The following is a 12,112-nucleotide window of genomic DNA, read 5'->3' as shown; positions in this document are numbered from 1 at the left end:
CATGACCACCTTCGGCGAATCCGCCCCGGCGGAGAAGCTGTTCGAGCTGTTCGGCTTCACCGTGGAGAACGTGGTGAACAAGGCGAAAGCGCTGCTGGGCTAAGCCCGGACCGCCTGAGCTGACAAGCGCCCCGATGGGGCGCTTTTTTTATGTCTGCTTTTCAGCCCCGCGTACATAACGGTGGTCTGGCCCTGCTCTCGCGGGGAACACAAGCGGAACGTAATCTACCGGTGATACAGATCCGGTTTATCCCCGCTCTTGCGGGGAACACGTTGTGCATAGCTCGCCATACGACGCAACTGCTCGGTTTAGCCCCGCTCACGCGGGAAACATATGATCCCTAACCAAACGTTGAAATCAGTGTCCGGCTTAGCCCCGCTCACACGGGGAATTCCCCCCATCAGGCAAAGGAGTCCTTACTTTTCACCCTGCGTCGTCCACAGTAACGGCCAGCCGTTCAGGCTGTAGCCGTCGCAGTGCGGCTCGGCGCGGTATTCCGCCAGCCGGAACTGTTTGCCGTCATATACCCAGCGGCTGGACTCCCCACAGTCACCAATACCGCGCCCCTTGGCGTAGATCGACAGCTGGCCGCGCGCCTCGTCCATGTCGACATTGATCAGCTCCGGCTCAATGAGTTGCGATCCATTCAGTTTGAACGGTGCCTGCAATACCAAATCTTCTGCTTTCAACGGCGTATGGCGGGTCACCACGGAGGCCAGAGAAAAGAGGTTATAGGCACCCATGTCGCAATTCACCAGAATCAGCGCCTTATCCCCGCTGAGCGGCGTCAGGCTGATGTCGCGCTCCGACTGCTCCAGCGTACAGTCACTGGTGTCCATGTTGGTGGCGGCAAACTGGGTCAGCGCGGCGATCTCGCGTTCAGACAGCGAAGGCGCGGGAGTGAATGCCGGCATCACCGGCGCAACCGGGGCCGCGGGCACCGTATCGGCAGCTTTGCTGCCCGGCGTCGCCCAGGCGGTGCGGGTTTCCACCCGGCCCTGCTGGGCATCCATCGCCAACAGCGCCGCTTTCAGCCCCTTGAGTGACACCACCTGCCGCACCTGTGCCTTCTCCTGCCCGGAGAGCGTCAGTACGGAGGCATCACGGAGGCGGGCAATAAAGTCATCCACCACCAGCGCATTGTCGGCTCGGGTAACGTGGTCTGCTATCTGCCATTCACGCGGGTTCAGGCGCAGCACCTTGCCGTCCAGCGTCAGGCGTGAGGCGATTGGCCGGGTATCTTCGCCTTCAAAAACCTCACTCTGCTGGTTATCAAGGCGGGCTTCTGCCCTGCCCTGCGGCCCGGCCTCACGGCTGAGATGCAGCACCAGGCCATTATGGTCATTAATATTACGCGCTTCACAACGGTTCAGGTTGTCACAGCTGACTGTCCAGTCACTGTAATCCTGTTGCAGCGGATCAGCGGCGGCGGTGCCTTGCCACCCCGCCATCAGCAGCACAGAAAAGGTCACGGCTCTTAACATCATCATTCTCGGCTCCGGGAAAGTTCGCCCCGATAATAACGTAACACGTTGAAAAATTGCCTCCCTTTCCTGTGCATTTTACGAAACGCCACGCAAATTATCGTGGCCCGGCCGCAAACCTCATCCGGTATTGGAACGCGTCCCGCAACACTGCAATTTGGTTGCACCCGGCCATTGCCGTTACCCTGCCCGGCCTGCAAAATGCTGCGGTACCTCACCGGGCTGGTATGCTTTCAGGGTAACGCAAACCTGATAACCGCCGCCCGCCGGGGCATCAACGCGTGGCGGGAGGAAGCCAAAGATGATAAACGGAATGAACACTGTGTGGCGGCGGGCGACAGCGGGGCTGTTATATGCTGCGGGCCTGTTCGTGGCCCTGCCGCTGTATGCCGAAGAGGGGCCGGCGGTGTATACCGGCACCCTGGGCAGCCAGGCTATTGTGGCCGAGCTGGATTTCACCCAGCCGGAGGAGGTCAGCGGGCGCTATTTCTACCAGAAATATCACCTTGACCTGCCGCTCAACGGCCAATTGGCCCAGGAGACACTCAGCATGAAAGAGGGGCTGGACAGCCTCGATGCGTCGCCGCGCCCCACCATCACCCTGCACCCTACCGCACACGGATGGCAGGGTGAGTGGGTCAGTGCTCAGGGCAATGCGCTGCCGCTGCAACTCACTGCCGCCCAGCCGGTGGCGGCGCAGGGGGATGACCCCTACCTCGCCTCACTGGCGGGTGACGACCCTTATGAATATCTGCGTTTGCAGGGGTTACGGCTGCAACGCGGCAAACAACAAACGGTGATGGGCTACCCGCTTCAGTGGTGGACAGAGCCGCAATCCGGCATCACCCTCTTTGAGATTATGTCCGGCTACCCGCCGGCACAGCTGGCAGAGCTTAACCAGCAACTGCGCGCCAGGTTATGGCAGGAAGTGGTGGATTATCATGGCTGCCAGCTCGGGGCCAGCCGCTTTGGCCAGGGTGAGTTTGACCAGACTGTCACGCCGGAATACCTCTCTGCCAATGTGGTGAGTATCAGCATTTTTACCAGCTATGACTGCGGCGGTGCGCACCCGGATTTCGGCGATGCTCCGCTTAATCTCAATGCCCGTACCGGGGAGAAGCTGGCGCTGGAGGATGTGCTCTGGGTCGGGTCTGGCCGCCCGTTCCATTACCTTTATGACAACGAAGAGAGTGATGATGATGAGGGCGATAACCGCAACAGCGTGAGTTTTGATGAGTATTCGGCCTACCGCAGCAAACAGTTTGCACCCTGGCTGGTAAGCCGCTTCCGCGCCCTTTATCCCACTGAGATGGCCGCCCCGGCAGAAGGGGATGAAGAGGGCTGTAACTACAGCGACCCTGAGGTGTGGAATTTTCCAGCCTGGTATTTTACCCCGCAAGGGCTGATGTTCAGCCCCTCGTTTGCCAGGGTGGCGCGCGCCTGTGAGGCCGGGCTGAGCTGGCCGGTGCTGCCGTGGGCGCAGATTCTGCCGCATCCGGGCGGTGCCGGGCTGACGCTGCCCTGATCCGGCCCTGCCATGACCTGGCGATGGCCGGGCAAGAGAGCCGCCACAGCACGGCGGCGCACGATGGATCGCACGCCGCCTGAACAGCTTTATGTTGCTGTTTTATAATATGCTGCTGTTTTGTAAATAGAAGCGGGGCTGGCAATGTGGCCGGAAACCCCGGCCACCGTTGGCACAGCGCGTTGCTAGCAGCCGATGTCGCGCAGCTTTTTGCCCGCCATCAGGTTCTTCTCGATCTTCTCCAGCGTGACGTTTTTGGTTTCCGGGATCAGGAAGACTGTGATCACGATGAAGACAACGTTCAGCCCGGTGTAGAGCCAGAAGGTGGCGGCCGCCCCGATGCTGTTAAGCAGCGTCAGGAAAGTGGCACCGATGATCATGTTAGAGACCCAGTTGGTGGTGGTGGAACAGGTGATGCCGAAATCACGGCTTTTCAGCGGCTGGATCTCTGAGCAGAGGATCCAGACCACCGGCGCGGCGCTCATTGCATAGCCGGCGATGCACATCATGGTCATGCCGACGGAAAGGTAAGAGATGCCGGTTGAGTGGTTGCCGTTCTCAATCAGTTGCAGGCAGATGCCCAGCACCAGCGTGCCTAAGGCAATCACCGAGAAGCCGATTTTCAGCGCCGGTTTGCGCCCGGCCTTGTCCACCATGCCGATGGCGATAAAGGTTGCCAGCACAAAAGTCAGACCGACCACCACGGTGGCCATCATCTGCTGATGGGTACTGGTAAACCCTGCCAGGCTGAAAATTTTGGGGGCGTAATACATGATGATGTTCATGCCGGTGAACTGCTGCATCGCCTGCAACAACATGCCAAGGAAGACTGCCCGGCGCACATTGCGGTTGGTTTTGAACAGCCCCCAGCCGTTTTGTTTCAGCTTCAGGCTTTCGCGGATGTCGTTGAGTTCCTGGCGCGCTTTTTCAGAGGTGTCGCGCAGCATGTTCAGCACCTGCTCCGCCTCCACATGCCGCCCTTTGGCCGCCAGCCAACGCGGGCTGTTGGGCAGGAAGAATACCGCCACCATCAGGATCAGTGCCGGAATACAGAGCACGCCCAGCATGGCGCGCCAGTTGCCGCTGTAACTGAAGGCGGTATCGGAAAGGAACGCGACCAGGATACCCAGCGTGACCATCAGCTGGTACATGGCGATCATCTTGCCGCGGATGTTTTCGGTCGCCATTTCAGACAGGTAGAGCGGTGCCGTATAAGACGCGATGCCGACGGCAAACCCCAGCAGCACCCGGGAAACCAGCAGCACCTCAATACTTTGGGCCAACGCTGACCCGGCAGACCCGGCGACAAACAGGATCGCCCCGGCCATCAGGCTGTATTTACGCCCCAGCCGAGAGGAGAGCCAGCCATTAGCCAGTGCGCCGAAGGCGGCACCCAGCATCATGGTGCTGACCACCCACTCTTGCAGGTGGCTGCTCAGTGAGAAGTGATCGGTAATAAACGGCAGTGCGCCGGAGATGACGCCGATATCCAGCCCAAACAGCAGGCCGGCCATCGCCGCCGCAAACGAGACAAACAGATTCATCAGGCGGGTTTTCTTCGCCGCACTGCCGGCACCGGTTTCCGGTTTACCGGGGTACTCATGGGTTGCAGACATAACGTTCTCCGTAACAAATCATCGGCACGCGCCGACAGCAGATTTACCGCATACGAGAACGTCACCCTACGAGGTGCGCAGCAAAGGGTGTGAGGGCAGAGCAGCTATAAGTATTCACTTATCTGCTGTGACCTCCGTTTTTGTGATAAACCCATCACAAAAATGTGTTTAAAAATGCGGAATATATGGAGAATAGCGTTACAGAAAACAAGGGAATCTGCCGCGTGATCCTCATCACCGGGCGGCATCCGCGCCGGTTATGCCGCAAAAAATCGGCCAGGTTAACGCAGCCTGAGGCCTGTGATAAACGGGCGTGACATAAGAACAGCCGCGGCACAGGAACAGCCGCGACACAAGAAAAGGCCGGTTCAGGGCGGCAACCGCGCGGGCCTAGACCAGCAAACCCGCCAGGCGCGCGTGTTGCAGCAGCATAATGGTTTTGCCGTCTTTGATGCGGCCGTCACGGATCATCTCCAGCGCCTGCGGGTACGGGATTTCAAGCACTTCGATATCTTCATCTTCCACCCCGCCCCCGGCGTGGCTGCGCTGGGCGTCATCATATTCGGCGGCAAAGAAATGGATAAGCTCTGTGACACCGCCCGGTGACATATATGCCTCGAACAGTTTCTCGACCTTCCCCACCACGTAGCCGGTCTCTTCCACCGCCTCTTTACGGATGCAGTCTTCCGGTGAGTCGTCATCCAGCAATCCGGCACAGGCTTCCAGCAACATACCGTCCTGATTGTTGTTCACGTATGTCGCCATGCGGAACTGGCGGATCAGCACCACGCTGTTCTTTGCACGGTTATAGAGCAGGATAGTCGCGCCGTTCCCGCGGTCATAGACCTCACGCTTATGCTGTACCCGGCTGCCGTCCGCTTTTTCCAGTTCGTAGGTGTAATTACGCAACACAAACCAGTTATCGGATAAAATTTTATTTTTGATGATGTGAATTTTCGCTGCCATACCGCTCCCCGGTTTAGCGTCAATGAACGATGTTGTCCTGACCAGGACAGTGCGCCTGTGATAATAAGGCGCGCGCCGGGGATATGCCAGCCGCCGCGGGCGCTGAAATGTGCCGGGTGCTGCCGCGCAAACCGGGAATTAATCCCTGCCCCCTGCCATAATTTTGATTAAGATGCGCTTTACGCTCGTTCATTGACTCTTCTTATTCTTTACTGAGGCGCTGTGGTGACAGTCAAACGCTCACTTACCCACTCACTCGCCCGGGTATTGTGCGGCATTCTGCTGCTCTCCGGGCTGACCACCGGCATGGCGCTGCTGACCTTGTTCAGCAGCCTGCGCGATGCAGAAACCGTGAACCTTGCCGGGGCGCTGCGGATGCAGAGTTACCGGCTGGCTTATGAACTCACCACCCAGGCGCCGCAACTGGATGCGCACCTGCGCGATTACCGCCATTCGCTGGACGCGCCGGCCCTGCGCCACCTTAACCGTTTTTATGTGCCGTCAGACGTTGAACAGCGGTATCAGGTGCTGCGTGCCAGCTGGGAGAAAATGGATGCCGCCGTCCGCGCCCGGCAGCCCGACACCTATCAACGCCACTTGGAACGGTATGTCGCTGAGATCAATGACTTTGTGCTGGCGCTTCAGCGTAATGCCGAACGCAAGCTGGCGATGGTCGCGGCGATAAGCCTGGTTGGTTTTTCCGCCATTATTATGCTGGTGGTGTTCTCTCTGCGTTTCATCCGCCGGCAGGTGGTGGCCCCGCTGAATAAACTGGTCGATGCCAGCCTGGCGATGCAGCACGGCACTTTTGCGTTTCCGCCGCTGCAGGAGACGCTGCCCAATGAACTGGGGCTGCTTTCAGCCACCTTCCAGCAGATGTCCGGCGATCTCTCCCGTCTCTACCATTCGCTGGAGCATAAAGTGCAGGAGAAAACCGCGCGGCTGATGCAGGCCAACCGGGCGCTGGGGGTGCTGTTTGACTGCTCGCAGGCGCTGAGCGTCGGCCAGCTCGACCGGGCCTGTTTCCAGCGGGTGCTGGACATTGTGCGCAACAGTGAAAACCTGCACTGCCTGCGCCTGACGGTGCTGGAAGGCGGCGGCAGCTGGCAGCTTGACAGCGGCATACCGCAGGAGACGCTGAACTGGCACAGCCTGGCTATCGTGCAGGATAACCATACCGTCGGCCAACTGGACTGGCAGAGCGAGGTGCCGATCCCTCACCCGCAACTGATGGATAACGTGGCCAATATGCTGGGGCGCGGGGTATTTTTCAACTATGCCCAGAAGCAGCAGATGCAACTGTTGCTGATGGAAGAGCGCGCCACCATTGCCCGCGAACTGCATGATTCGCTGGCGCAGGCGCTCTCTTTCCTGCGTATTCAGCTGACGTTGCTGAAACGCGCCCTGCCCGACGCCCCACCCCCGGCGCAGGAGATTATGTCAGCTCTGGATCAGGGCATGGCCGATGCCTACCTGCAACTGCGTGAACTGCTCAGCACTTTCCGCCTGACGATTCAGGAGGCCTCGCTGGAAGAGGCATTGCGCCAGATGCTCATCCCATTACAGGCGCAGAGCGAGGCGGAAATCCGCCTTGATTGCGCGCTGCCCTCGCAATCGTTAAGCGCCCAGCAGCAGGTGCATGCCCTGCAAATTGTCAGGGAGGCGGTGCTGAATGCCATCAAGCACGCCAATGCCAGCGTGATTGATATAAAATGTCACCCTTATAACGATGAGTTAAATGTGATTACCGTTCACGATAACGGCACCGGCATTATCAGCACCGAGGAGCCGGAAGGCCATTACGGCCTGACCATTATGCGGGAGCGCGCCCTGAAACTGGGCGGCAACCTGACCATCCGGCAGGCCCTTCCGCGCGGCACCGACGTGCGCCTGCTGTTTCCGCAACGGTAAAAATACCGGGATTCTTCGCTTTTCAGCAGGTGAAACGGACGATTTGCCCCTATTGTTGGTAAAGGCAGGCATACTGTTGCCTCCCTCTCACCAGCAGTGAAGGCAGCGTTTGCGCCGGTGGTCTGAAGAGAGATAAAACGGTGTTACGCATGGAGAAGGGTTTTTATGGCGAATCAAACACATACCGTTATGATCGTGGACGATCATCCGCTGATGCGGCGCGGTATCAAACAACTTCTGGAACTGGACCCAGCCTTTACCGTGGTGGCCGAAGCCAGCAGCGGCAGTGAGGCACTGGCGCTGGCGGCGCGCACGGCCCCGGATTTGATCCTGCTGGATTTGAATATGCGCGGGCTTTCCGGCCTCGATACCCTGAAAGCCTTGCGCAGTGACGGCGTGATTGCCCGCATCATTGTGCTGACGGTGTCTGACGCGCGCAGTGACGTCTATGCCCTGATTGATGCCGGGGCCGACGGTTACCTGCTTAAAGACAGCGAACCCGAAGCCCTGCTCAGTTGCATCCATCAGGCTGCCGGGGGCAATGCGGTGTTCAGTGAGGGCGTGGCCGATTATCTCGCCTCACGCGGCGACCAGGCTGACCCCTTTGCCGCCCTGACCGAGCGTGAGCGGGATGTGTTGCAGGAAGTGGCGCGCGGAATGTCCAATAAGCAGGTTGCCGCCCAACTGGCAATTTCAGAAGAGACGGTCAAAGTGCATATCCGTAACCTGTTGCGTAAGCTGGATGTGCGGTCACGCGTGGCGGCCACGGTGCTCTATCTTGAGCATAAAAAACAGTAACCCGCCCGGCGGTCACTCAATCGCAGCGAGCAACTGATCATGATGGCGGGTGATCCACTGGCTGTCGAGCGGGCCCCAGTCCGCCAGCTGGTAGTAACCGTCATTATTCCGTATGCCCTGCTGAATAAATTGCAGTTCAATCCCCATCCCCGGCAAGGCTTTCAGCACATCCTGCAATGTCCGGCGCGGCCAGCCGGTCAGTGCCATCAGGCGCGGCACATTGGGCCGCTCATGGTGGCTTATCAGCCAGCAAAGATAGAGGCGGCGGGCAAAAACAGAGTTGAGCGGCATGACAGACTCCTGTTGAACCATAAACATTGATTATGACACTTCCCTGTCCTCTCTGCCGTTAACCGGGCCTCAGACCCGCCGGGCAAAGGGCGACGCAGACATCGTCTGCGGACGGCAGAGTATTCTGCAACGGAACATCTTAGTTTTTTTTACATTATCTTCTTATTTTCTCCACGCTTTTGCCACCCGTGGCGCGTAAAGTGCCAAAGGGGCCGGGCATGGGTTCGCCCCGCGCCTGCCGGGCAGCGCGGCATGTCGCGCTCAGTGTAATCATGAGGTTTTCAGCAGATGGCTAATTTCTTTATTGATCGCCCGATTTTTGCCTGGGTGTTGGCGATCATACTCTCCCTTACCGGCCTGCTGGCGATCTTTTCACTGCCTGTAGAACAGTACCCCAACCTGGCACCGCCCAATGTGCGTATTACGGCCACTTACCCCGGTGCGTCAGCGCAGACACTGGAAAACACCGTCACGCAGGTGATCGAGCAGAGCATGACCGGGCTGGATAACCTGATGTATATGACATCAGACAGCAGCAGCACCGGCCAGGCACGGGTCACGCTCTCTTTCGAGGCGGGCACCAATCCCAATGAGGCGATGCAGCAGGTGCAGAACCAGTTGCAGTCAGCATTGAAGCGTCTGCCGCAGGATGTGCAGCAGCAGGGCGTGACGGTCTCGAAAACCGGTGACACCAACCTGATGATGGTGGCGTTTGTCTCCACCGACGGCAGCATGGACAAGCAGGATATCGCGGATTATGTCGCCACCAACCTGCAGGACCCGCTCAGCCGGGTGAACGGCGTCGGCAGTATTGACGCCTACGGCTCGCAATATGCGATGCGCATCTGGCTCGATCCCAATAAGCTGAATGATTATCAGCTCACTACCAGCGACGTGGTGGACGCCATTACCGCGCAAAACAGCCAGGTGGCCGTGGGCCAGCTCGGCGGGATGCCGTCGGTGGAGACGCAGGCGCTGAATGCCACCATCAATGCGCAATCCCAGTTACAGACGCCGGAACAGTTCCGCGCCATTACGTTGCGGGTCAATGCGGATGGTTCGGTGGTGCGGCTGGGGGATGTGGCGCAGGTTGAACTGGGCGCAGAAAAATATGATTACCTCAGCCGTTATAACGGCATGTCTGCGTCAGGCATGGGGATCAAACTGGCGTCCGGTGCCAATGAACTGGAAACAGACAAGCTGGTGCGGGCGCGTATCGAGGAGCTTTCCCACTATTTCCCGCACGGGTTGCAGGCGAAAATAGCCTATGAAACCACGCCGTTTGTGAAAGCGTCTATTGAGGACGTGGTGAAAACGCTGTTTGAAGCAGTGCTGCTGGTGTTCCTGGTGATGTACCTGTTCCTGCAAAACTTCCGTGCCACGTTGATCCCGACCATTGCCGTGCCGGTGGTGCTGCTCGGCACCTTCACGGTACTTTCCCTGTGCGGTTTCAGCATCAATACCCTGACCATGTTTGCGATGGTGCTGGCGATCGGCCTGCTGGTGGATGATGCCATTGTGGTGGTGGAGAACGTTGAGCGGGTGATGAGTGAAGAGGGGCTGGACCCGCGCGCCGCCACCCGTAAATCGATGGGCCAGATCCAGGGGGCGCTGGTGGGCATTGCCCTGGTGCTGTCGGCAGTGTTTGTGCCGATGGCCTTCTTCGGCGGCACCACCGGGGCCATTTACCGCCAGTTCTCCCTGACGATTGTGTCATCGATGGTGCTGTCGGTGCTGGTGGCGCTGATCCTCACCCCGGCGCTGTGCGCCACCCTGCTTAAACCCATTGCGCAGGGCCACCATGACAGCAAACGCGGGTTCTTCGGCTGGTTCAACCGCAGCTTTGAGCGCAACAGCCGTCGCTATGAGCGTGGGGTCGGCATGGTGTTGCAACGCAGCCTGCGCTTTATGCTGATTTATGTATTGTTGATTGCCGGGCTGGCCTGGTTGTTTATCAAACTGCCCACCTCTTTCCTGCCGGTGGAGGATCGCGGGGTGTTTACAGTACAGGTGCAGTTGCCGGTAGGGGCGACCCAGCAACAGACGCTGAAAGTGGTGGAAAAAGTTGAACGCTATTTCCTGACGCAGGAAAAAGAGGATGTGCTGTCGGTGTTCGCCACCGTCGGGGCCGGGCCGGGCGGCAACGGGCAGAATGTGGCGCGACTGTTCGTGCGGCTGGCGGACTGGGATGCGCGCAGCGCTGACGGCTCTGCCGACGCGGTGATTGAGCGCGCGACCCGTGCTTTCCGTGAGATCAACGAAGCGCGGGTGATCGCCAGCAGCCCGCCTGCCATCAGTGGGCTGGGTAACTCCGCCGGGTTTGATATGGAATTGCAGGATCACGCCGGCCTTGGCCACACCGCCCTGATGAAAGCACGTGACCAGTTGCTGGAACTGGCCGGCCAACAGCCGGATCTGGCCCGGGTGCGGCACAACGGGCTGGATGACAGCCCGCAATTGCAGATTGATATCGACCAGCACAAGGCGCAGGCGCTCGGCGTCTCGGTGGATGACATCAATGACACGCTGAAAACCGCCTGGGGCTCGACCTATGTGAATGATTTCGTCGATCGTGGCCGGGTGAAAAAGGTCTATGTCCAGTCTGCGGCCCGCTACCGTATGTTGCCGGAAGATATTTACCGCTGGTATGTGCGCAACAATGCGGGCGGCATGGTGCCCTTCTCCGCGTTTGCCACCACCCACTGGACATACGGTTCGCCCCGGCTGGAGCGTTATAACGGTTACGCAGCGCTGGAGATTGTGGGGGAGGCCGCCGCGGGCATCAGTACCGGTACGGCGATGGACACCATGGAGCGGCTGGTGCGGCAGTTACCCACCGGGTTTGGCCTGGAGTGGACCGGCATGTCTTATCAGGAGCGCCTCTCCGGTTCGCAGGCCCCGGCACTGTATGCCATTTCGCTGCTGGTGGTTTTCCTCTGCCTGGCCGCGCTGTACGAAAGCTGGTCAATCCCGTTTTCGGTGATGCTGGTGGTGCCGCTGGGGGTGATCGGCGCGGTGGCGGCGACCTGGCTGCGCGGGCTGGAAAACGATGTCTATTTCCAGGTCGGCCTGCTGACCATTATCGGCTTGTCCGCCAAGAACGCGATCCTGATTGTTGAATTTGCCAATGAACTGCACCAGAAAGGCCGCGACTTGACCGAGGCGACGCTGGAAGCCTCACGTATGCGGTTGCGCCCGATCCTGATGACGTCGCTGGCGTTTATCTTTGGTGTGTTGCCGATGGCCATCAGCCAGGGTGCCGGTTCGGGCAGCCAGCACGCCGTCGGAACCGGCGTGATGGGCGGCATGATTACCGCCACCGTGCTGGCCATTTTCTTTGTGCCGCTGTTCTTTGTGCTGGTGCGCCGCCGTTTCCCAGGGCGGAAAACGCAGGGCACCGCACCGGATGCAGGCCAGGTCTGACCCTGCTTCCGGGGTGCCGCCCAGCACGCCGGCCATGAAAAAAGGGCCGTCTTTAATAGACGGCCCTTTTTATTAGGTAATAGCCAAGAGAGTGCTG

Annotated in this window: 10 protein-coding genes; 5 read left to right on the top strand and 5 right to left on the bottom strand. The window is 59.2% G+C overall.

Annotated elements, in window-relative coordinates:
• Positions 1-103, top strand: a 103-nt coding sequence (locus CYR52_RS23115; RefSeq protein WP_394854005.1) for a hypothetical protein, incomplete at its 5' end; no start/stop codon positions are given.
• Positions 104-417: 314 nt separating this feature from the next.
• Here the strand turns inward: CYR52_RS23115 and CYR52_RS20365 are convergent.
• A complete protein-coding gene (locus CYR52_RS20365) occupies positions 418-1,491 on the bottom strand; it encodes a DUF1176 domain-containing protein (RefSeq protein ID WP_241506100.1) in 1,074 nt (357 codons plus the stop codon).
• A gap of 307 nt (positions 1,492-1,798) precedes the next feature.
• Here CYR52_RS20365 and CYR52_RS20360 point away from each other — a divergent pair, with 307 nt between their 5' ends.
• Positions 1,799-3,010: a hypothetical protein gene (locus tag CYR52_RS20360; RefSeq protein WP_072930389.1), complete on the top strand. Its 1,212-nt coding sequence runs from the start codon at positions 1,799-1,801 to the stop codon at positions 3,008-3,010.
• A gap of 185 nt (positions 3,011-3,195) precedes the next feature.
• Here CYR52_RS20360 and CYR52_RS20355 read toward each other — a convergent pair whose 3' ends face one another.
• The 3 genes from CYR52_RS20355 to CYR52_RS22730 form a co-directional block, all read right to left on the bottom strand.
• A complete protein-coding gene (locus CYR52_RS20355; RefSeq protein WP_072930387.1) occupies positions 3,196-4,626 on the bottom strand; it encodes a sugar porter family MFS transporter in 1,431 nt (476 codons plus the stop codon).
• Positions 4,627-5,016: 390 nt separating this feature from the next.
• Positions 5,017-5,592 (bottom strand): GDP-mannose pyrophosphatase NudK, encoded by a 576-nt coding sequence (gene nudK, locus CYR52_RS20350; RefSeq protein WP_072930376.1) that lies wholly within the window; start codon positions 5,590-5,592, stop codon positions 5,017-5,019.
• Between the two features lie 19 nt (positions 5,593-5,611).
• The gene (locus CYR52_RS22730; RefSeq protein ID WP_165699104.1) at positions 5,612-5,785 is read right to left on the bottom strand and encodes a hypothetical protein; all 174 of its coding nucleotides are present in this window, start codon (positions 5,783-5,785) and stop codon (positions 5,612-5,614) included.
• A 32-nt stretch (positions 5,786-5,817) separates the two neighbouring features.
• Between CYR52_RS22730 and narQ the strand changes: the two genes are divergently transcribed.
• The gene (gene narQ, locus CYR52_RS20345; RefSeq protein ID WP_101829317.1) at positions 5,818-7,503 is read left to right on the top strand and encodes a nitrate/nitrite two-component system sensor histidine kinase NarQ; all 1,686 of its coding nucleotides are present in this window, start codon (positions 5,818-5,820) and stop codon (positions 7,501-7,503) included.
• A 165-nt stretch (positions 7,504-7,668) separates the two neighbouring features.
• Positions 7,669-8,301, top strand: a complete 633-nt coding sequence (narL, locus tag CYR52_RS20340; protein WP_072930375.1) for a two-component system response regulator NarL — start codon at positions 7,669-7,671, stop codon at positions 8,299-8,301.
• A gap of 12 nt (positions 8,302-8,313) precedes the next feature.
• Here the strand turns inward: narL and CYR52_RS20335 are convergent, their stop codons facing one another.
• Positions 8,314-8,592, bottom strand: coding sequence for a winged helix-turn-helix domain-containing protein (locus tag CYR52_RS20335; protein ID WP_072930374.1), 279 nt, complete (start codon positions 8,590-8,592; stop codon positions 8,314-8,316).
• Between the two features lie 288 nt (positions 8,593-8,880).
• Between CYR52_RS20335 and acrD the strand changes: the two genes are divergently transcribed.
• Positions 8,881-12,015 carry a multidrug efflux RND transporter permease AcrD gene (gene acrD, locus CYR52_RS20330; protein ID WP_101829315.1) on the top strand — a complete coding sequence of 1,045 codons (3,135 nt, stop codon included), beginning with the start codon at positions 8,881-8,883 and terminating at the stop codon, positions 12,013-12,015.
• Positions 12,016-12,112: the final 97 nt, after the last annotated feature.

Origin of the sequence: Chimaeribacter arupi (genome assembly GCF_002858805.1) — a bacterium.
In the GTDB taxonomy this organism is placed as follows: Bacteria; Pseudomonadota; Gammaproteobacteria; order Enterobacterales; family Enterobacteriaceae; genus Chimaeribacter; species Chimaeribacter arupi.
This window is presented reverse-complemented; position numbering and strand designations above follow the sequence as displayed.

What these genes read in the sequence shown, in the direction of transcription:
- CYR52_RS20365 (WP_241506100.1), bottom strand. Translation starts at nt 1,491, where the DNA reads ATGATGATGTTAAGAGCCGTGACCTTTTCTGTGCTGCTGATGGCGGGG.
- CYR52_RS20360 (WP_072930389.1), top strand. Translation starts at nt 1,799, where the DNA reads ATGAACACTGTGTGGCGGCGGGCGACAGCGGGGCTGTTATATGCTGCG.
- CYR52_RS20355 (WP_072930387.1), bottom strand. Translation starts at nt 4,626, where the DNA reads ATGTCTGCAACCCATGAGTACCCCGGTAAACCGGAAACCGGTGCCGGC.
- nudK (WP_072930376.1), bottom strand. Translation starts at nt 5,592, where the DNA reads ATGGCAGCGAAAATTCACATCATCAAAAATAAAATTTTATCCGATAAC.
- CYR52_RS22730 (WP_165699104.1), bottom strand. Translation starts at nt 5,785, where the DNA reads ATGAACGAGCGTAAAGCGCATCTTAATCAAAATTATGGCAGGGGGCAG.
- narL (WP_072930375.1), top strand. Translation starts at nt 7,669, where the DNA reads ATGGCGAATCAAACACATACCGTTATGATCGTGGACGATCATCCGCTG.
- CYR52_RS20335 (WP_072930374.1), bottom strand. Translation starts at nt 8,592, where the DNA reads ATGCCGCTCAACTCTGTTTTTGCCCGCCGCCTCTATCTTTGCTGGCTG.
- acrD (WP_101829315.1), top strand. Translation starts at nt 8,881, where the DNA reads ATGGCTAATTTCTTTATTGATCGCCCGATTTTTGCCTGGGTGTTGGCG.